The organism is Rhizobacter sp. P5_C2 (assembly GCF_054049715.1).
The window spans coordinates 20,808-39,754 of record NZ_JBFULV010000014.1; the positions used below are offsets into that span (position 1 = coordinate 20,808).

At 63.6% G+C, this 18,947-nt stretch carries 20 protein-coding genes; 9 read left to right on the plus strand and 11 right to left on the minus strand.

Annotated features, from left to right (window positions below):
• Nucleotides 1–71 precede the first annotated feature (71 nt).
• From ACXJLU_RS07080 to ACXJLU_RS07115, 8 genes are all read right to left on the minus strand, one after another.
• Nucleotides 72–2,189 carry a phage terminase large subunit family protein gene (locus tag ACXJLU_RS07080; RefSeq protein WP_457329738.1) on the minus strand — a complete coding sequence of 706 codons (2,118 nt, stop codon included), beginning with the start codon at nt 2,187–2,189 and terminating at the stop codon, nt 72–74.
• Nucleotides 2,190–2,203: 14 nt separating this feature from the next.
• On the minus strand, nt 2,204–2,701 hold the full coding sequence (locus ACXJLU_RS07085; RefSeq protein ID WP_457329739.1) for a terminase small subunit: 498 nt from the start codon (nt 2,699–2,701) through the stop codon (nt 2,204–2,206).
• Between the two features lie 126 nt (nt 2,702–2,827).
• Entirely contained in the window at nt 2,828–3,625 is a 798-nt protein-coding gene (locus ACXJLU_RS07090; RefSeq protein ID WP_457329740.1) for a hypothetical protein, read from the minus strand.
• Nucleotides 3,626–3,639: 14 nt separating this feature from the next.
• Entirely contained in the window at nt 3,640–5,001 is a 1,362-nt protein-coding gene (locus tag ACXJLU_RS07095) for a replicative DNA helicase (RefSeq protein ID WP_457329741.1), read from the minus strand.
• Nucleotides 4,998–5,915: a helix-turn-helix domain-containing protein gene (locus ACXJLU_RS07100; RefSeq protein ID WP_457329742.1), complete on the minus strand. Its 918-nt coding sequence runs from the start codon at nt 5,913–5,915 to the stop codon at nt 4,998–5,000. Before ACXJLU_RS07100 ends, ACXJLU_RS07095 begins: the two co-directional genes overlap by 4 nt.
• A 72-nt stretch (nt 5,916–5,987) precedes the next feature.
• Nucleotides 5,988–6,272, minus strand: a complete 285-nt coding sequence (locus tag ACXJLU_RS07105) for a hypothetical protein (RefSeq protein WP_457329743.1) — start codon at nt 6,270–6,272, stop codon at nt 5,988–5,990.
• The gene (locus ACXJLU_RS07110) at nt 6,272–6,745 is read right to left on the minus strand and encodes a phage regulatory CII family protein (protein WP_457329744.1); all 474 of its coding nucleotides are present in this window, start codon (nt 6,743–6,745) and stop codon (nt 6,272–6,274) included. Before ACXJLU_RS07110 ends, ACXJLU_RS07105 begins: the two co-directional genes overlap by 1 nt.
• A gap of 349 nt (nt 6,746–7,094) precedes the next feature.
• Nucleotides 7,095–7,322 carry a hypothetical protein gene (locus ACXJLU_RS07115; protein WP_457329745.1) on the minus strand — a complete coding sequence of 76 codons (228 nt, stop codon included), beginning with the start codon at nt 7,320–7,322 and terminating at the stop codon, nt 7,095–7,097.
• A gap of 69 nt (nt 7,323–7,391) precedes the next feature.
• Between ACXJLU_RS07115 and ACXJLU_RS07120 the strand changes: the two genes are divergently transcribed.
• The 7 genes from ACXJLU_RS07120 to ACXJLU_RS07150 all read left to right on the plus strand — a co-directional run bounded on the left by ACXJLU_RS07120 (nt 7,392) and on the right by ACXJLU_RS07150 (nt 12,806).
• Nucleotides 7,392–8,027: a S24 family peptidase gene (locus tag ACXJLU_RS07120; RefSeq protein ID WP_169667119.1), complete on the plus strand. Its 636-nt coding sequence runs from the start codon at nt 7,392–7,394 to the stop codon at nt 8,025–8,027.
• A 322-nt stretch (nt 8,028–8,349) separates the two neighbouring features.
• Entirely contained in the window at nt 8,350–8,604 is a 255-nt protein-coding gene (locus ACXJLU_RS07125; RefSeq protein ID WP_457329746.1) for a hypothetical protein, read from the plus strand.
• A complete protein-coding gene (locus ACXJLU_RS07130) occupies nt 8,601–8,747 on the plus strand; it encodes a hypothetical protein (RefSeq protein ID WP_457329747.1) in 147 nt (48 codons plus the stop codon). Before ACXJLU_RS07125 ends, ACXJLU_RS07130 begins: the two co-directional genes overlap by 4 nt.
• On the plus strand, nt 8,738–8,977 hold the full coding sequence (locus tag ACXJLU_RS07135; protein WP_457329748.1) for a hypothetical protein: 240 nt from the start codon (nt 8,738–8,740) through the stop codon (nt 8,975–8,977). The genes ACXJLU_RS07130 and ACXJLU_RS07135 overlap by 10 nt, the downstream gene beginning before the upstream one ends.
• A gap of 99 nt (nt 8,978–9,076) precedes the next feature.
• The gene (locus tag ACXJLU_RS07140) at nt 9,077–9,676 is read left to right on the plus strand and encodes an HD domain-containing protein (protein WP_457329749.1); all 600 of its coding nucleotides are present in this window, start codon (nt 9,077–9,079) and stop codon (nt 9,674–9,676) included.
• A gap of 18 nt (nt 9,677–9,694) precedes the next feature.
• Entirely contained in the window at nt 9,695–11,449 is a 1,755-nt protein-coding gene (locus ACXJLU_RS07145; RefSeq protein ID WP_457329750.1) for a ParB/RepB/Spo0J family partition protein, read from the plus strand.
• Nucleotides 11,450–11,594: 145 nt separating this feature from the next.
• A complete protein-coding gene (locus ACXJLU_RS07150; RefSeq protein WP_457329751.1) occupies nt 11,595–12,806 on the plus strand; it encodes an integrase in 1,212 nt (403 codons plus the stop codon).
• On the opposite strand, the gene ACXJLU_RS07155 is transcribed toward ACXJLU_RS07150, so the two are convergent.
• Nucleotides 12,801–13,733 carry a DUF4435 domain-containing protein gene (locus ACXJLU_RS07155; RefSeq protein WP_457329752.1) on the minus strand — a complete coding sequence of 311 codons (933 nt, stop codon included), beginning with the start codon at nt 13,731–13,733 and terminating at the stop codon, nt 12,801–12,803. The two genes, ACXJLU_RS07150 and ACXJLU_RS07155, sit on opposite strands and share 6 nt — an antisense overlap.
• Entirely contained in the window at nt 13,730–15,061 is a 1,332-nt protein-coding gene (locus tag ACXJLU_RS07160; RefSeq protein WP_457329753.1) for an AAA family ATPase, read from the minus strand. The genes ACXJLU_RS07155 and ACXJLU_RS07160 overlap by 4 nt, the downstream gene beginning before the upstream one ends.
• An 829-nt stretch (nt 15,062–15,890) precedes the next feature.
• Here ACXJLU_RS07160 and ACXJLU_RS07165 point away from each other — a divergent pair.
• A complete protein-coding gene (locus ACXJLU_RS07165) occupies nt 15,891–17,291 on the plus strand; it encodes a gamma-glutamyl-gamma-aminobutyrate hydrolase family protein (protein WP_457329754.1) in 1,401 nt (466 codons plus the stop codon).
• A gap of 108 nt (nt 17,292–17,399) precedes the next feature.
• Nucleotides 17,400–18,248 (plus strand): transporter substrate-binding domain-containing protein, encoded by an 849-nt coding sequence (locus tag ACXJLU_RS07170; protein ID WP_457329755.1) that lies wholly within the window; start codon nt 17,400–17,402, stop codon nt 18,246–18,248.
• Here ACXJLU_RS07170 and ACXJLU_RS07175 read toward each other — a convergent pair.
• The gene (locus ACXJLU_RS07175) at nt 18,240–18,938 is read right to left on the minus strand and encodes an HAD family hydrolase (RefSeq protein ID WP_457329756.1); all 699 of its coding nucleotides are present in this window, start codon (nt 18,936–18,938) and stop codon (nt 18,240–18,242) included. The genes ACXJLU_RS07170 and ACXJLU_RS07175 overlap by 9 nt on opposite strands.
• Nucleotides 18,939–18,947: the final 9 nt, after the last annotated feature.

Sequence of the window (18,947 nt, forward strand, 5' to 3'; positions counted from 1 at the left end):
CCACTGGGACGGTGCACTGCTGTGGTGGCTGGCGTTGTGGTGGGCCTGGTTCGATTCTGCGTGGCTTCTATTCATAGGCGGGAACTCCATGCGTCAGTGGCGATTGAGTGGGAAGTGGTGAATGCGGGAGCGATCGGCGGCGGCGGTCGCGGCGCCGGCAGCGCTTGCTGTGCAGACGCCTGCACGGTCGGTTCATCGACACGTTCGGCGGGCTGCGGCGCGGCGAAGAGGTCAGGCTCCAGCCCGGCTTCCAGTCGTGCCCACAGCTTGTCGCTGAGCGTGTGCAGCCCGAGCATCTGCGCGCAGAACAGCGCGTACACCGTGCAGTCGAGCTTCTCGTTGCGCTTGCCCGCCGGCTTCAGCCAGCGGTGCTCCTCGCCGCGACCGGTCTTCACCAGCATCCGGCTCTCGGCGGTGAGCTGGTCGTAGAACTCAGTCGTCAGCTCGCGCGCGAAGTGCACGTAGCCAGGCCCGGGCTGGCTGACCTGCAGACGGCCGTAGAGCAAGTCCTTCGCGGTGTCGGTGCCGACGTGCCACAACCGCACGCCCTTGCGGATCGTCTTGCCGCGCTCGTTCACGTCGACCAGCACGCTGGCGCTCTTGATCGGCCGGCCCATGCGTGTCTCGCCCCTCACTGCGTACAGGTTCTGGTTCGGCCGGTTGCGCACGAAGACGTAGCACTGGTGCGTGAAATGGCCGCCGGTGTCGATCGCGACTGCGTCTGCCGACATCTCGACGCCACACGCGTGCCGGTAGGTTGCCTTGATCGCCGGGTCCAGCTTCAGATCCCACTCGCGTTGGTCGGCCGGGTTGCCGTAGATGACCAGGTCATCCACTACCCACATCTCTTCGCCACGGCCGAAGCCCCACACCACCAACTCCCAGCGGTCGCCCTGCACGTCTACGCCGATCGCAAGCTTCACGGCGCCGCGCGGGACGGTGCGCAGCGGATGGCCGTGCTTGCCGCGCTGCGCGAGCTGGCTGGCGTCGGTCTTCTCCACTTCCTCTTCGTAGGTCTCGCCGCGCGTGGTGTTGACGAAGGTCTTCACGGCACTCAGCTCACCCGCCTCGGCCTTCTTTGCGGCTGCGAGCCAGTCTCGGACGATGCCCACCCAACTCGCCTGCGGGCTGTAGGCGGTCCAGCAGAAGAACGCCACGTGCTTGGGCGGTTGGACCTCTTCATCCGCCGAGTTGCGGAAGCGCAGTTGGATCGGGTCGCTCTCGTCGATCCACAGGCCGGCACGCGCACCGTCGATCGCCTTCCAGCGGCCTTTCCACGCCGCCAGGTACTCGGCCTGGGTGAGGCGCACACCGCAGTGCGGACAGACGTGCACGACCGTCTCCGGATCGTTGTCGACCCACTTCAGGCCATGCCGCGCTTCCTTGCCACCCCAGTCGAGCGTGTGCTCCTCGTCACAATGCGGGCAGCGAATGAAGTACTGGAAGCGCGCGTCGGCCTGCTGCTCGCGGTCCTCGATCAGGCTGAAGCCCTTCAGCTTCGGCGTGCTGCCGGCCACCGACTTCGGGAACGTCGCGCCCTCGATCCGCTTGTCGCCGAGGAAGAACGGATCGCCTTCCTTGTCAACGTCTCGTGCGAAGCCATCGGTCTCGTCGTAGTAGACGCAGTCCACCGTGAGCCGGCGATAGTTGCCGGCCGAGTTCCCCCCGCGAAGGTGAAGCTGACAGCCCAGGAACTGCTTGCGCTTTAGCGTGTTGCTCTTCGACTTGCGATTGAACTTCGGGAAGATCCGACGCATGACCTTCACGTCGCGCAGCATCGGCTCCAGCTCGGTGCCGACGAAGTCATCGCGGTCACCGTCTGTGGGCTGGAACACGACCTGGTTGCGCCGCTTGTGCTCGGCGAAGTAGCCGAGGGCCGCCAGGAAGATCTTGGTGTACCCCGTGCGCGCCGACTTCCGCCAAGTCACATGGCTGATCTCGTCATGACCGATGCAGTCGGCAATGGCGACCTGGTACGGGAAGGCCTCCCAACGGCCCTGTTCGTAGCTGCTCTCCTCGGAGAGGTAGAAGTGCTCGGCCATCCATTGGGACAGCCGCATCGGCATCGGGGCTTCGAGCGGTCGCAGGCCGCGACGCAGTGCCGCGTTGATCTCGTTGCGCTGCTCGGTGCCGAGGTCAGCCAGCGTGATGGGCCGTTCGATGAACATCGGCTCGACTCCGTCGAGCATAGGTGCCTGCTGCGTCAATTGCCATCCTCCTCTTCGTCCTGTTCTTCATCGGCGTCCGCAAGCGTCATCGCGGCGGCACGGTTGCGGGCCTTGGAGACCTCCTCTTCGAGGATGCGCAGCGCCTCGCCGGGCAGCTCGACGCGGCGACGCAGGCGCGGCACGAGGCCCTGCAACAGACTGCCCACGTCGCCGGCCATCTTGGCGAGCACCAGCTCGAGCACCGACACCGGCGCGAGCTCGCGCCGGTTCACGGCGTTGTCCATCGCGATGCGGTCGGCCTGCTCGCGAGCGAGGCGAGCCCGCTCGCGCGCCAGCTCGCCATCGGCGCCGCGGCCCGCAGCCTGTTCACGCAGGTGCTTCGTGTACGCGCGCAGCCAGGTCGCCGCCGGCTGGCCGGCCAGCAAGACACCACGGCTGAGCAGCTCGCTGACGACGGGCTGGCTGACGCCGACCAGGTCGCCGAACTGCTCTTGCGTGATCGGCTGCGAGATGGGTTGATCGAGTGCTTCCATGGATATAACCCCCTTAGGAGCGCCCGGTAACTAGCGAGCGAACGGGGTTCGAATTACCCTTGACCGAGGTCCTCCGGGAGGACCCGTCTAGGGGGGTGGGGGTGGTGTCGATCGAGGTCGAGGTGGTCATGCGCCCTGCCCCTTCGAGCCCAGCCCGAGCTTCGCGAGCTGCTTGTGCATGCGCTGTTCGTAGTGCGACTTGAAGCGCGCATCGATCACACGCTGCGCCGTGCCGACGAAGTCAAAGCGCTTGCCGTATCGGGTGCCATTGACGAACAGCAGCACCGGCTTGACCGCACTGCCTGCGCTGAAGCGATACCGAGCCCACACGCCACGGGGCAGGTGCTGGACCTTGTCGCCGTGTTTCCACGAGCCACGGCCTTGCCGCGACTCGCCGCCATGCGCAACGAAATACTCGACCTTGCTGCGCTTCGCCTTCGAGCGCTTGCTGTTCGTGGCGTTGGCGTCCGAGCCTGCGAGGTTGAAGGCCTGCAGCTGGCTGAGGATCTGCACGATCTGGCCGCGCCCCATGTTGCCGTAAGCATCGAGCTTGGCCGCTGCGCCCGGCACCGCACGCTCATTGCTGCGCATCATCCCGGCGCGCACGAGGATCTCCTCGAAACGCTTCAGCGGCCGGTTGCCACCCTCGATCTGCGGGATCAGGTAGTGCGCCCGCGACGCGCCGTCCTTCAGCCACACCATCGCCTGCAGCTTGGTCTTGGTGGCGAAGCGGGTGTAGAGCGCGCGCAGCGTGAAGGCCGTCGGGTTGTCGAAGCTCGCGCGGATCTCGGCCACCTGGGCATCGCGGATCTCGCGCGCCGTGTCGTTGATGGCCTGCGCCATCACGTTCGGGTGCTCCTGCTGCAGCTCCCCGAAGGCCTTCGCGATCTGCGCCGCATCGAAGCGGATATTCATCGTCAGCATCGTTCCTCCCTGGATCAGTCGAGCCCGCCGCCGCGCTGCGCCTTGATGCTCTTCATCGGCGGCGGACCTTCCCAATCCGTGAAGCGCTGGTAGGCGCCGTCGAAGGTGAAGTTCAGCGTGTCGGTCGGGCCGTTCTTGTGCTTGACCACGTGCAGCTCGGCGTGGAACTTGTTGGCCTCGGTCGGGTTGCGCCGGTGCTCGCGGTGCAGCAAGCCGATCAGGTCGGCCGCACCCTCGATGTCGCCGCTGTCGCGCAGGTCGCTCATGATGGGCGCCCGGTTCTGCTTCTCCGCTTCACGGTTCAGCTGCGACAGCAGCACGATCCACACGCCGAGTTCCTTCGCCGCGCGCTTCAGGCCGTTGGCGATCTTCCCGAGTTCCTGGTTCCGGTTGTCGCCGTCGCCCTCCATCAGCTGGAGGTAGTCGATGATCACGAGGCTCAGCCGCTTGTGCCGGCGCTTTACTTGCTGGATCTTGCGACGCACGTCCATGATGCTGAGCGCCGCCTGGTCGTCCATCGCGATGTGCAGCTTCCCGAGCGCATCGACGCCCTCGGTGACGCCTTCCCACATGCTCTCCGGCGCCCGCTGCGGATTGCGCAGGTCTGCGAGGTTCACGCGGCCAGCGGCGGCCACCTGACGCGCCGTCAGCGAGTTCAGGCTGTCTTCCTGGGTCAGCATGAGCACCTGGTGCTTGCGGCCCACGTTGCGGCTCAGCGTCAGGCATGCGGCCGTCTTCCCCATGCTCGGTCTGGCGCCGATCACCCACAGCTCGCCAGGCCGGCCGCCGCCCGCGGTGCAGTGGTCCAGATCCTTCAGCCCCGTCAGGATGGTGGTCTGCTTGCCTTCGTAGCGTTCGGTCAGGTCGTCGACGAAGCTCACGACCAGTTCGCTGATGTCGCGCGGTTCGTTGCGCTCGGCCACCGCGTTCAGTGCCATCAGCTTCGTGATCATCTGGTCGATGAGCTGGTCGACCGGCTGCGGCTTGCCCTTCGCATCGTGCGCACCGCGCAGGATGTCGTCGGCCATCGTCGAGCCCAGGCGCATCACTTCGCGCTCTCGCCAGTGCTCGACGATCAACTCGGCATGGCGCTGCGCGGCCCTGCTGCTCGCGACGCACTGCTGCAGCTGGTTCAGGTACACCATGCTGTGGTGGCCCTTGTCGTGGACGGTCACCAAGTCGGCCAGCTTGCCGGCAGTCAGAAGCTCGCTGATCGTCTCGTAGATCGCACGGTGGTCGGTCTGGTAGAAGTGCTCCGGCTTCAGGATCGTGCCCACGGCCTCGAAGGCCTGGTTGTCGATCAGCAGGGAGCCCAGCACGCTGTGCTCGGCCTCCTCGCTGTGGGGTGCGCTCATCGCTTCGGGTCGGCGGCTCATGCGGCGGCTCCAAGTTCTCGTTGCATCACGGCCTGCGCCTGCAGGCCTTGGGTGGTCAGTCGGGCGGCCTCGCCCGGGGTCAGGAACCACAGGCGGTACCAGTTGTCGCGGACGCTGTTGCGGAAGGTCTGGCGCCAGTCGCGTTGCCGCTTGCCCTGGGCAGTCCGGCGTGCCTTGAATTCGCGCCAGTGCAGCAGCAAGATGTCGCGGTCGATGGCGACGGTGTCGCAGTAGGCGAACACCGGATCGTCCTCAGGGATGGGCTTCTCCCCGGCGGCCTTGCAGACGGCGAGGAAGGTGGCGAGGCTCACCAGCGGCTTGTGCTTCGAAGCGTGCTCGTCGTCGGCGATGTCGTCACCGTCCTCGTCGTTGCCGTGGGCGTTTCCGACATCGTGGTGCCAGAGGTCCTCAGCCCCTTTTGGGGGTTGGGGGTGTATTTCTTGTATTGGTTCTATTACGGTTAGGGGGCACGTCGTGCCGGGGTGACCGGCATCTGGTGCCGGTTGGGCGGCACGTCGTGCCGGGTAGGCGGCATCTGATGCCGGGGGCATCTCGTGCCGGGGGGCACGTGGTGCCGGGGTGGTCAGGTGAGCCGGGGGGCATTTGCGGCCGGGGGCATCTGGTGCCGGGGTGTGTCGAGCGCCCTGCCGTTCGCCGCCGAAGCCACGCGGGATCACGGTGTAACGGTTCGCCTTCATGGCGCCGATCTCCACCTTCACCAACCCCGCGGACTCCAGCCAGCGAATGGCATTGCGCACTGCGCGCTCACCGAAGCACGTGCGCACCGTGATCGTGTCGATGCTCGGCCAGCACACGCCCTGGTCGTTCGCCTGGTCAGCGAGGCTGATCAGGACGGCCTTGGGCGTCGGGGGCATCGGAAGCGGCCAGCATGCGGCCATCACGAGGGTGCTCATGCGGCAACACCCTTCCCTTGCGGCCACCTGGGTCGCAATACATCTTGTCGTTCGGTCATGTCGGGATGCTGGTCAGGAACGCAGCCGGGCTTGCCGGCACTCGCGCTGGGCGTGGTCGGTACGGCAGTCGTCGTCGCAATAGGCCTCGCCCGGGGCGCAGCGCTCCTCGCAGTTGCGGCAGATGCCCAGCGGCAGGTACGTGAGGCGCGACGTGCGCTGACGATGTTTCGCCAGCGCCGCGAAGATGAACTCGGACTCGCGGACCGTCGCGAGGTCGCCCTCGCTCAGGCGCTCGAGCGTGTCGCGGGCCAGCACGTCGACAGCGAGGCCGGGTGTGGAGGTGGTCTGCGTGTGCATCAGCGTGCCTCCCGCATCGATTGCGGCTTGGCCGCTTCGTTGCGCACGCGCAGCGCGACGAGCACGGCCTGCACCGCAGACATCAGCTCGGAGGCTTCGCCCTCAACGCGGCGCAGCTCGTTGTCGGTGACGGCGCCGTCCGCCGTCACCTCGCTGATCTGGCCGATGACCTCGGCGAACTCACGCGCCATGCGGGTCACGCCCTTGAAGGTGTCGTCGTCGATGCCGTCGGCGCAGGCCGGCAGCGGCAGCACCATGCAGTGACTGGCGAGCGCGAAGGCATTCAGGATGCCTCGGTCCTTCGTCAGCAGCGTGAGCTTGAGCGCGTCGGCCAGGCCGATCTTGGCGGTCGGGTAGTTGGGGTCGACCTCATGGCTGAGCGTCGAGGCGCTCTTGCCGAGCAGAGGTGCGAGCGCGGTCGCGCCGCCGGGGTAGTCGTGTACGAGGTTGAAGGCGGCAGTCTGGACGTTCATGGCATGGGTCCGTAGGGGTTGCTATGGATGTGCCCTGCCCTGTTTCCGATACTGCGCACCAGTGAGCGCAGGTGGGACAAGGAACCCGATCGCGCTGTGGAGCAGCGACGATCGGAGGCAGAGGCATGGAGGGAGAAATGCGGTGGGGCAGCGTGTTCGCGGAGGTGAGCGTCGAGTTCGTCGACATCCCCTCGCCTATCGGGCCGCTGGGGGCGCTGGAGGTGACGCTTCAGGCGCCAGGAGGACAGGCCCCTGCCACGTTGTGCCTCGGCGTACCGGCGGCACGGCATCTGTGGGCAGCGCTGGACGACGCGCTACGGGAGCGGTTGGCGGAACAGGCCGCATCACGTCAGACGGCATCGCTGCCTCCTGGCGTTTGACCAGGCAAGTCGGAAAGGCAGCCGGCGAGCATTTCGGCTGGAAGGTGCTTCCTTGCCAGTGCCGCGAGAACACGATCGGCGATGCGATCGGAAAGCTTGTCGGGCCACTGGGCTACGGCTGAGGTGGAAACGCGAACCGCCTGGGCAACCGCCGTCGGTGTTCCACCGAGCATGAAAATCGCGTGAGACTTGAGCATGCGCACACGTTAGCACGCTAACAGTTATTCGGCAAGCACGCTAACTCGTTTAGCTGGCTAAATCTATACATGAAATCGCTGAAGAACCGCCTTGCCGAAGTGATGGCTGCAATGAAGTGGCAGCACCTTGATCTGGTGAAGATCTCGGGGCAAAGCTCTTCCGTGGTCTCTCAGTGGCTTGGCAACGGCTCGAAGGAAATCAAGACCATCGGGAAGATGGAGGCCGCGGAGCGCATCGAGCAAGCCTCTGGTTTTTCCGCCCTTTGGGTCGCGAAGGGGCTCGGACCCAAACATGTCAGCGGGCCAACTCCGTCACACTTTTCAGGTAGCCCTACAACTGGGGTAGCTCACCGAGTGAGCTTGTCAGATGTCATGCTCCCTCCTCTAAGAATTTCATGGGGAGAGTTGATGTCGGTGGACTTGCCGCAGTGTTTTCAAGTTGAAGTACCGGACGACGCCGTCGCTCCGCTCGTTCCAGCAGGCTCCACCGTCACGTTCGATCGATCCATCACAGAACCTCGACCAGGTGACGGAGTCCTGGTGCGCGATGCATCCGGTGGGTACTACTTTCGCCGCTATCGCGCGGGACGTCCTGGTCAGTGGGAGGCGTACTCATCGAACGATGCGTACCGCCTGCTCGACTCGGAGCGCGACGGCCTCGAACTCATCGGCGTATTCATCGGGTCGTCGCACCGGCTCGGATGACGGCAAGGTGCGGTGCGCCGCTCTTAGCTGGCTTACTGATTGATTAGCATGCTTGCATTTATCTGTTAGCACGCTTACATTGCACTCCGTCGCGCCATTCGGCGCAGAACGGAGGCCATGTGATCCAACCCACCCGCAGCTACCGCTGCAGCTACCACCCCGCCGACCGCGCCGGCTTCGCAACCATCAGCGAGACCGGCGTCCTTCCCTTCGTCCAGCTTCGCGCCCCGGACGCCGAGGAAGCCCAGCGCTTGGCGCACCACCTCACTGGCTGTGCCATCAGTGAAGTGCAGCGCCTCGAGCAACCTTCGTCGAGGTGCGCATGAGCGCCGTCGTTCACGAGTTCCCGACCGCAGCCCTGCAAGGGGTGTCGATCAAGCTCGTTGTCAACTCCGGCTACTGGCCGCAGATCAACATCGGCGAGCGCGAACAAGGGAATCCGATCCGCTTCCAGATCTCCGCCCCGCACCAAGACTACTTGCTCTTGTCGCATGGGCAGCTCTCGGCGTTGGTATCTGCAGCGAGTGCGTGGCTCGAACTGTTCGCGCCTCATCCTTCCGCAGGTGACGCAGCATGAACCGCCACTACCTCGCCCGCTACACGCTGAGCGACGGCACCCGCGGTGCGCTGCACGTCGTCTCCGTGCATAGCTTCGATGTCATCGACATGCTGGTGCGCAGCTTCTCCACCCTTCGCAGCTGCAGCGCGAGGTGCCTGTGATCGCCGCCGCCTTGCTCACTGTAGCGCCGAGCCACTGGGACGCCGCGAACTACCGCGCATGCGAACTGTGCGATCACCGCATGCACGACGACGGCGACTTGGTGTGCAGCTGCCCGGCCGCGGTCGCGCCCGATCGTTGGCGCCCCGTCACCGTCATGCGAGCGTCGCTTGGCGGCTGCGGCCCTGATGCCCGATTCATGCGCATCAACTTCGACAGCCTGCACGCCTGACGGCGCGCCGCCGCCCTTCCCCGCCCTTCCCCGCCTTTGCTCCCGCCCGCCTGCGCCATCGCAGGCGGCGAGCTTCAACACGCCTGCACAGGACGACAAATGACCTGGATCACAACCTCCACCGGCGATGAGGTATCGCTACAGCAGCCACGGCTTGCCAGCATCACCCTCGCGACCATCGCGCACCACCTTGCGCAGATCAACCGCTTCACCGGTGCCACCTACCGCCCGTACAGCGTCGCCGAGCACTCGCTGCTGGTCTGCGAGATCGCCGAGCGCGAGTTCGGCCTGCCATCGCACGGTCTGCTCGCCGCGCTGATGCACGACGCTCACGAGGCCTTCACCAACGATCTCAGCACGCCGATCAAGGCCGAGATTGGCGCACCCTGGGCAACCTTCGAGCACCGCTTCGAGCGCGTGATCCGCAGCGCCTTCGCCATCCACGTCGCTTCAACCGCGCACGCCGCCGACATCAAGCGCGCCGACCTGATCGCCTTGGCAACCGAGCGCGCCCAGCTGCTGCCCAGCGGCGGCACGCCCTGGGAAGTCCTGCACGGCGTACCGACGGCGCCCTGGGTGGACCTGATGTCCCGCAAGCGCTGCACGGCGCGCTKGAGCGACTGGCGCAACGCCTTCAGCGAGCGCGCCGACGCCCTCGACTTTCAACGCCAAGAACACGCCCTCCAGCTCGGACGCTGATCACTGACGAGGAACAACATGGAAACCATCACTAGCATTCCCCGCATCCGCCTCCGCGAGAGCCGCTTCAACCCACGCAGAACCTTCTCTGGCCTCGACGAGCTGGCCACCAACATCGTGACCGAAGGCCGCATCCACGAGCCGCTGCTGGTCCGCCCCGTCCTGATCGACGGGAGTGATGAGATCGACTACTACGAGATCGTCTTCGGTCATCGACGCTTCCGCGCGGCGGGCCTCGCCTACATGGATGACGTGCCCTGCATGGTTCGCACGATGACCGATGCCGAAGCGCGCAGCGCGCAGATCGCCGAGAACTTGCAGCGCGAAGACGTGCACCCGATCGAGGAGGCCGAAGGCTTCCAGGCCATGATCGATGGCGACAACCTGACGGCCGACGACCTGGCAGCGAAGTTCGGGAAGAGCCGCAGCTACGTGTATGGCCGGCTGAAGCTGCTGGAGGCCTGCCCTGCCGTCCGCAAAGCCTGCCTGGTCGGAGAGGTCGGCAGTGAGGTCGCGCTGCTCATCGCGCGGCTGCGCACGCCGGCTTTCCAGGAGAAGGCGCTCAACTACATCAGCAAGGAATACCACGCGAAGGTGGACGATGGCGGCAAGCGCAGCTACCGCATCATCCGTGACCTGCTCAGCGAGAAGTTCTCGCTCGACCTGAAGGACGCGATCTTCGACATCGAGGACGAAATGCTGGTGCCCGCCGCCGGGCACTGCGTGCGCTGCCCGAAGCGCACTGGCAATGCACCGGAGTTCGACGACATCAATGCGCCGGCCGACCGGAAGGACAAGTACGGACGCTACCTCGATCGCGCGCCGGTGCACGGTCCAGACGTCTGTACGGATCCCGATTGCTTCGCCGAGAAGAAGAAGGCGCACCTGAAGCGCGAGGCGGCGAAGCTGCAGGAAGCCGGCAAGGTCGTCGTGCAGGGATCCAAAGCTCGCCAGGCGATCGACGCGTGCGGCAACATCAAGGGCGGCTTCATCAAGCTCGCCGACGTACGCGACGCTTTGAAGAAGGTGGCGAAGGACGCGAAGCCGACCGTCGTCACGATCCAGGATCCGCGCAACGGCAAGACGCACCAGGTCGTGAAGATCGATGAGGTGAAGGCCGCTGGCGTGAAGGTCAAAGAGCCGTCGTCCTCGCGCTCGCATGTCGAGAGCGAGGCGGATCGCAACAAGCGCGAGGCGGCGCACGCCAAGCGGATGGCCGAGGTACAGGCCGAACTCGACGCCCGCATGTCATTGCTCACGCGCGTACGCACCGCTGCGGCCGTCGCACCGCGAAGCGCTTTCGACCTGCAGATGGTTGCTCAGGTGGCGTACTCGGGCGTGGCATGGGAGGACAGAGGCATGCTGGCGGACCTGCACCGGGTTGAGCGGAACGCCATGCAGGCGCACATTGCGACCCTGCCTCTCGACGAACTGACGCTGTTCATCCTCGACTGCGCGCTGATCCAGAACGTGCGCGTCCCCGCCTATGCGCTCGATCGCAAACCGGAGCAGTTGCTTGCCGCCGCGACGCACTACGGTGTCGCGTTGACCCCTGAGCGCGCGCCAGGCGCAGCTCTTCGCCGTCGGCCGAAGTCCACGCCCAAAAGCCCTGGCCAACGAGCGGCGACAGCTCATGTCGCAGATGCCGTGAAAGCGTCAGCGCAGGAGCAGTCTAGTCAATCAAATTTGACTAGTTCCAGTTCGAGCGAGATGCCCCGTTCTGAGTCGGATCTGGCCGCGCCCATCCGTTCCCACGACGAGGTGGTCGCGTAAATGGCGCCCTGGCTTGACGACGACGAGGTTGCGCAGCTGTGCAGACCACTTCAAACGGCGGCCGCGCGGGTCCGCTTCCTCAGGCGCGCCGGACTGCACGTCGCCACGAAGCCAAACGGCCATCCGGTCATCATGCGCTCCGAGCTTGAGCGCGTATTTGGCGCTGCTCGCTTGGCTCCGTCAGGCCAAGCTCGTTCTGCTGCATCCGAACCCAACGTCACAGGGCTGCAAGACTGGGCGGCAAAACGAAGGAGACCTCTCAATGGGGCGCAGGCGCAAGGACGGTGACCCACTCGGCCTGGCGGGCACACGATTGGCTGTTCGCCGCGGCAAGTTTTGGTATCGGCATCGCAACGGGCGATGGGAAAACATGGGCACCGACCTGGCCGCCGCGAAGAAGGCCGCAGCAATGCACAACGATCCTGGACAGGCGTATGGCACCGTGCAATGGTGGTTCGGTGAGTTCCTCACGGACTGCAAGCTTCGCGTGTCGGCAGGCACGCTGAGCCAGCGCACGCTTGACGACTATGCAGGGTATGCGGACTACGGCGGCCCGCTGCTCGCGTACTTCGGCCGCATGTTCCCGGATCAAATCAAGCCGTCGCACGTGCAGAGCTACCTTGAGGACAATGCTGCGCTGGGCCGGCCGACACCAGCCAATCGAGAGCGCGCGTGTCTGTCGTCCATGCTTAGCTGGCTAATCCGCACCGGCCGCGCCGCCGACGGCTTCACTGTCAACCCATGCATGCGCGCCAGCGGCGTTCGTCGCAACCCAGAGTCGCGCCGCGAGCGCTACGTAACCGATGCCGAGTACAGAGCTGTCTACGACGATGCTGGAAGCGCCGTCAGGCTTGCGATGGAACTTGTCTACAGGACTCTGCAGCGGCCAGAGGTCGATGTACTGGCCTGGACACCAGCGAACATCCGTAACAAGGATGGCGGTCGAGTTCTCAGCTTCGTTCAAAGCAAGACGGGCCGCAGGATTGATATCGCCCTCGTTGGGGTTCTCGACAGGCTGGTCAGCGAAGCAATGGGCCAAGTGCCTGTGCTACACCAACCAATCGTCCACACGCGTGACGGCAAGGCCTACACGTATACCGGGCTTGGCGCCATGCTTAGGCGCACGATCGAGCGAGTGAAAGCAGCCCACAAGGCCGCCAAAGGGCCCCTGGCGGACATGCCGAGTTTTGGCCTGCGCGACCTTAAGGGCAAGGGTGCGACGGACATGTACTTGGCCGGTCAGCAGATTGAGCGCATCCAGATGCTTTGCGGCCACGCCGACAAGTCGACGACCGAGGTGTATATCAAACAGCGGTGGCGCCAAACTGCGCAGCCAAACCTTCGTGAGATTTCATAATGCGCTCTTCATTTGCGGACCACCATGACCCGCAACTGCAGGCTCTCCAATCCTCTCTCTCGCGCCGTTCACTAAGTACGTGCGAATCTCTTGCGCAAATTTCGCGAGAGAGCGAAGAGTACCATTGCGCGCGAGCCGATATGCAAATGACTCGTGAGTCAATCCCTTTACCGAGAAATGGTGTGCTATATAGTTGTGAACTAGTGCAAGGAGAAACTTTCCGCTTATATTTTCGTCCGCGAAGACACCCGGATCGAATCCACCTTTTATCCAATCGTTCATATCATCTGTTGAAGCGAACATCTTCCTTTCGATTGCAATGCGACAGACCTTTTCTTCATAGTCTGAAATCTTCTCCTCCAGTATCTTCCAACGACAATTCGCTCCGGCAAACTCCTCTACTGCGCACTTGCAATTTCTTATCCCGAGACCATGTCGTTGCACTAAATAAAAAAGATAAAATAGCCTTGCTAGATTGCCCAAAGAATCCGAGAAAAATTTTTTGAACTGAAGCTGGGCCTCCACCTCCTCCGGCTTTAACTTGGGATAGCTCTCAATAACAATATCTATGACCGCAGACTCTTCAATCAGATAATTCTCTATGCAATACCTATCGAGATAGAAGACGTTATCAAAAAATACCATTTGGCCCAGCAAGTCATCGAAGTCCTTGTCTAGGATGTATATTGACCTCTTTCCAGACGGCGCGTTTACTGGATCACCCGCGTGGTCGAGGACTTGCTTTTTCCCGCCGAGCGGGAATATCTTCGATATTCTCGAATCAGGCAGCATTTTTCGTATTACCGTCAAGTACAAATTCTCTTGGTCCTCATCCTCAACATAGAAGTTGACGTCGTTGAACTCTGCATACATCACATCTAAGGCGGCGAGGCCCTCCACGCTTCGGGTGGGTACATCGATGTTCATCGTACACTCCCACCAGAAGTCAACGAGATAGTTGCTCCTTTATGTTTACCAACGATCTCCGGAGAATGCGTAGCAAGCAATAGCTGCGTGTCGTTTGGTCTAAGACGCACAAAGGCATCCATGAATTCGTATTGCCACTTCGGATGCAGCGATAGCTCGGGCTCGTCAACTATAAATACGCTGTCTTTTCGCACCCCAAACGCGAGCAGCGCAAATAATATCAATATCTGCTTCTCACCTGACGATAGATAACTTAGGTCTCGATTTCCGCTTGGCACAACTTCAGAGGGCCCACCAATGAAGCGAAACATCAGCTTGCCATTCCCCGGTTCAATCAAAATCTCCTTGCCACTATCTACAAGAAATCCGTTCACCACACTGAGGAACTCTTTAAGAGCGTTGTATGACTCCGCGATCTTCAATTCATACTCGTTAAATGCTTTAGCAAGCTTGTCGATTTGAGTATATTGAGTGAAGGCGACATCAAAGAGATATTCCGATTCATTATTTCTCTGACTTGCAAGCTCGACCAAATCTTTTGTTCCACGAAAGAACCTATGGACTTGCGGAGTTACATTCTCATTCTTGATCGCAGAGGATAAATAATTTATAACCTTTCTCTCTAATTGAGAAACCTCTGCTGCATTCATTCTTCTAGTATGCTTTGCGCTCGCTCTGGCCTCATGCGACCATGGATTTACAAGCGCCGCCATAACTATTTTAGCTTTGAGTTCCTCGTCATGTTCTTTTGCTTTTGCTCTATAGACGAAGTGACTCTGCACAACCAGCTCCATCACCTTATCGAGTGCTGATCGACCTGTTCTACGGGAACGCGAAATCTCGACATACTCATCATCGTCCGATTCGATCCGTAACGTACGATCAAGAGATATAACCACCGGGCGCGGAAGTTGACGTACAAAAGTCCATGTCCGCTTCTCATTCGGATCAGGAGTTAAGTGCCTATAGCGTTCACGGGCTCTTTCAAGGTAATCGCCCTCCATCATTCCGTCAATATGATGAAGACGCACATTGATAGGATCCGCCGCAGGCGAAAGTCCAATTGCGTATAGGTTCAAATTGCCTTCGCTCTTTAGCGCCTCAATAGTAAACTCTTCTTGATGATGCAAAACAGTTAGTGCAAGTCGCTTGTACTGCGCGATGACAAGGTTCTCAAATGATAGAGACAACAACCAATCTATAACGTTCAGAACGCTGGTCTTCCCACTCCCATTTATTCCAACCAAGAGATTTATCTCATCTTTGAAAGAGACGTGCTTATTGAGAGTTCCGTAGAGCCCGTCGATTTCGAGCTTCAATAGTTTCACAAAACCTCCTTGAACAAACAGATGAGATTGCCGCAATGAAATCGTCCATGACGATCAATGCGGATGACCCGCAGAAGCAGATTCACTGACACTGGACAGGATTTCTGAACTCCCCTGAACGGGAAGGCGCACGAGTGTCCCTTGCGGATGAGGGCCATCACGACCGAATGACGTGTCCGGCTCATCTCGATGGGAGACTTGGTCGAGAGGTGTGCACATCAGCATACACGGTCAAGGTCGGGGCGCCCGCGCACGGTTGACCGTCTTTGAAGATGTCGGGCCGTTTCGTGGGAAGAGTGTGTGCATGGCTTCCGTTGCGTTGTTCGGCGGCTGAAATGCAGTGAAGCCTAGCCGAGCGCCGCACTGGCCGCATCCTCATCTGCACCTACGCTTCCGATCGAGACCCGACCCTGGGGAGCACTGAGCGCCGTCGCATATACAGTGGTTGCCATTGCATACCTACCCGTCGTCGATGGTGTCACGGAGAGACGCCAATGAGACACCGGCGGGCCCGTGTCCCAATGCCGGTAAGGGCGCGCGCAGGATTGGATGACCCGTCTGTTAATCCGTAGGTCCCTGGTTCGAGCCCAGGTCGAGGAGCCAGATTTGACGGGGCCCGCAGCGATGCGGGCCCTTTGTCGTTGGGCCGGATATTCGCCACGAATTCACCGCCAGCGACTATCCAGTAGTCCGACCAGTCGTCCCTCCGCAAAGCCACCGGCCATTGCCGCGCTTCGGGTCGGCACACACGGCTTCGCATGCAGCGACGCGGTCCTGCGGGAACGTGGCAAAAACTGGGCGCCTGTCCATCCAGATTGGCGAACCCATCATGATCCGCAACCCGAGCAGCACCAGCCGAACCGGAGGCGCCAAGCGCCATGCACACGAACGCCGCGACAGCAGCGGCAGCGAAGGCGGATCGCCGCCGCGCACCTCGCGGCAGCGCGCCACCACCGACCTGAGCACCCTCGGGCGCCCGCCGCGTATGCCGGTGACCGTCGCCTACCGCGATTCGGGCCACGGCACCGGCGCGTTCTGGGACCACTACACGATGCAGCAGACCACCGGACGCGAGAGCATTGCCTCGCATCCGGACGGCATGGAACCGACCATCAGCTCCACCGATCCGACGAAGCCGAAGAACAACTACAGCGGGGGCCTGCCGAGGCAGCACACCACCACCACCGGCGAAGGCAGGGGCCTGCTGGTGATCGCCGGCGGCAACTACGGCCTGGAGAGCGAGATGCCGCGCCATGCGGGCCATACCCCGAAGGGCAGCGCTGCAGAACGCCATCAGCAACGCCGCGAGCATGAGGAAGCACTCCTGAAGCAGGCGCAGCTGACCGGACGGCCGGTGGCCGGCCTGTGCGGCGGCTCCTGGAGTGTCTTGGAGAGTTACGGCGGCACCACGCAGCAGGTGAAATCCAACACGCACCAGGCGCGCTCCATGCCCTTCATCAAGAAGAATGGCGACATCAGCAACAACTTCGAACCCCACGGCGTCGACCTGGAACCCGGCACGATGCTGCACAGCCAGTCGGCCTGGCAGCGCCAGGATCCTATGGACGTCGAGGGTGGCCCGCCGCCGCGCCCGCACTGGGAGAACAACCGGAAGAAGGACAAGATCCGCTACGACGTGAACAGCGTGCACTGGGCCGCCGCGCGCGAGGACGAAGGAGGCCTGGTGCCCCGCGATCCGCAGGACGAGGCCCTCGCCGCGAGGCTGGGGACGCTGCAGGTCTCGGCGCGCGACACGACGCACCGGAGTCCGTTCATGGATGCGCCGCGCGGTGCCCCGCTGTACGCGGCCGAAGCCTTCGAATCGCGCTCCGGCCCGCCGGTCATGGGCATGCAATGGCATCCCGAGGCCTATTCGAGCGGCCACGCCGACAAACCCGCCGCGGCGATGAGCCAGAACGCACTCAACTACATGGCGAAGGCCGGCGATGCCTACGAGGCGCGCCAAGCCAACACCGACCGGTTCCGGCGCGACATGCAGTCCAGCCGGGCCCACCAGCCCTCCGGCATCGGCGCGGGACCCGCACCGACGGAATTCTCGATCCCGCCGCAAGGGCGCCGCCGGCGCGCCGCGATGGGCGAACCCGTGCCGTCGCACGCGCGCGGCCCGCAGGCGGACGGCTGGGGAGGCGTGCCGCGTGGGTCGAGGCCCACCGTCCCGGACGAGACGTACCGGCCGTACCCGCCCTACGCGCCCTACGAGCGCGGGTGACGCGCAGGATGTGGGTCCGCAGCGTGATGCGCGCTGCGGGCGTTTCCGTTTCTGGGACCGAATGATCGACTTGGCGATACTGCAGCCCCCAGCCCAGGAGCCCGTGCCATGCATTCCTCCATCACCCGCCGCAGCGCGGCCCTGTCCTGTGCACTCGCACCCGTCGCTGCCGTGATGGCTCTGGCAGCCTTCACGGCCTGCAGCACGGGGCCCGGTCCGGTGCCCTTGCTGCCGGCCGGTGCGGCCGCGGCGCTGGCGCCGCGTGGCCGGCTGCGCGCGTGCATCAACCTCGGCAACCCGATCCTCGCCAACCGTGATGCCGCCGGCGTCGTCAGCGGCGTGTCGGTCGACTTGGCGACGCTGCTGGCGCAGCGCCTGGGCGTGCCGCTGGAACTGGTGGTGGTCGAGGCCGCGCTGCAATCGGTCGACACCGTGAAGGCCGACCAGGCCGACATCGGCTTCTTCGCGATCGACCCGCGGCGCAGCGACGGCATCGGCTTCAGTGCACCGTATGTGCTGATCGAAGGCGCCTACCTCGTGCGCAACGATTCGCCGCTGACCGACAACGCGCAGGTCGACCGCACCGGCACCCGCGTGATGGTCGGCCGCGGCAGTGCCTACGACCTGTACCTGTCGCGCGAGCTGAAGGCCGCGCAGCTGATGCGCACGCCGACCTCGCAGGCCGTGGTCGAGCGCTTCCTCGCCGAAGGCGCCGACGTGGCCGCCGGCGTGCGTCAGCAGCTCGAAGCCGATGCCGCGCGGCTGCCCGGCCTGCGCCTGCTGCCGGGGCGCTTCATGGTGATCGAGCAGGCAATGGGCTTGCCGCTGACGCGCGGTACCGCGGCTACGGCGCTGCTCGCGGGCTTCGTCGAGCAGGCCAAGGCCAGCGGCTATGTCGCGCAGTCGCTGACGCGGCACGGCATCCGCGGCGCCATCGTCGCGCCGGCGTCACGCTGAGGGCCCTTTTGCCTCGACCCGCACCCCATGCAGATCGCGCACGCTGCGGTGGCTGCTGCCCACGTGCAGGCCGGCACGGTCCAGCAACACCGCCTGCAGCCCGGCCGCGAGCGCGCCTTCATAGTCGAGCGTCAGCGAATCGCCGACCATCAGGCACTCGCCGGGATCGATGCCGAGGTGAGCGCAGACGCGCAAGTACGCCTGCGGATGCGGCTTGCTGACCCCCGCCTCCTCGCCGATCGCCACATGGTCCACCGCCTCCCCGAGCCCGGTCGCGACCAGCTTGCGGCGCTGCCCGTCGGCCGGACCATTGGTCAGGATCGCCAGCCGCAGGCCCTCGCCGCGCAGGCGCGCTAGCGTCGGCCACGCATCGTCGTACAGCTTCGGGCTGTCGTTCACGCAGTCCATGAACACGCGGTTCAGCTGCGCCACCAGCCCCTCCCTCGGCATCAGCCCGAGCCGGTCGAACGGGTCGGCGAAGCGCCGCATCCGGTACTCCTGGCGCGTCAGCCGGCCCTGCTCGAATTGCACGAACAGCGGCCGGTCGACCTCGACGCAGGCCTGCAGGAACGGCGCCACCGCAATGCCCTCATCAGCCAGCACCTCGGCGATCAGGTCGTGCGCCACCAGCCGCGTCGACGCGAAGTCGATCAGCGTGTCGTCCAGGTCGAAGATCACCAGCTTCGTCATCACGCTCCT

Coding starts and splice junctions, on each gene's coding strand:
- ACXJLU_RS07080 (WP_457329738.1), bottom strand. CDS start 2,189: ATGCTCGACGGAGTCGAGCCGATGTTCATCGAACGGCCCATCACGCTG.
- ACXJLU_RS07085 (WP_457329739.1), bottom strand. CDS start 2,701: ATGGAAGCACTCGATCAACCCATCTCGCAGCCGATCACGCAAGAGCAG.
- ACXJLU_RS07090 (WP_457329740.1), bottom strand. CDS start 3,625: ATGCTGACGATGAATATCCGCTTCGATGCGGCGCAGATCGCGAAGGCC.
- ACXJLU_RS07095 (WP_457329741.1), bottom strand. CDS start 5,001: ATGAGCCGCCGACCCGAAGCGATGAGCGCACCCCACAGCGAGGAGGCC.
- ACXJLU_RS07100 (WP_457329742.1), bottom strand. CDS start 5,915: ATGAGCACCCTCGTGATGGCCGCATGCTGGCCGCTTCCGATGCCCCCG.
- ACXJLU_RS07105 (WP_457329743.1), bottom strand. CDS start 6,272: ATGCACACGCAGACCACCTCCACACCCGGCCTCGCTGTCGACGTGCTG.
- ACXJLU_RS07110 (WP_457329744.1), bottom strand. CDS start 6,745: ATGAACGTCCAGACTGCCGCCTTCAACCTCGTACACGACTACCCCGGC.
- ACXJLU_RS07115 (WP_457329745.1), bottom strand. CDS start 7,322: ATGCTCAAGTCTCACGCGATTTTCATGCTCGGTGGAACACCGACGGCG.
- ACXJLU_RS07120 (WP_169667119.1), top strand. CDS start 7,392: ATGAAATCGCTGAAGAACCGCCTTGCCGAAGTGATGGCTGCAATGAAG.
- ACXJLU_RS07125 (WP_457329746.1), top strand. CDS start 8,350: ATGAGCGCCGTCGTTCACGAGTTCCCGACCGCAGCCCTGCAAGGGGTG.
- ACXJLU_RS07130 (WP_457329747.1), top strand. CDS start 8,601: ATGAACCGCCACTACCTCGCCCGCTACACGCTGAGCGACGGCACCCGC.
- ACXJLU_RS07145 (WP_457329750.1), top strand. CDS start 9,695: ATGGAAACCATCACTAGCATTCCCCGCATCCGCCTCCGCGAGAGCCGC.
- ACXJLU_RS07155 (WP_457329752.1), bottom strand. CDS start 13,733: ATGAACATCGATGTACCCACCCGAAGCGTGGAGGGCCTCGCCGCCTTA.
- ACXJLU_RS07165 (WP_457329754.1), top strand. CDS start 15,891: ATGATCCGCAACCCGAGCAGCACCAGCCGAACCGGAGGCGCCAAGCGC.
- ACXJLU_RS07170 (WP_457329755.1), top strand. CDS start 17,400: ATGCATTCCTCCATCACCCGCCGCAGCGCGGCCCTGTCCTGTGCACTC.
- ACXJLU_RS07175 (WP_457329756.1), bottom strand. CDS start 18,938: ATGACGAAGCTGGTGATCTTCGACCTGGACGACACGCTGATCGACTTC.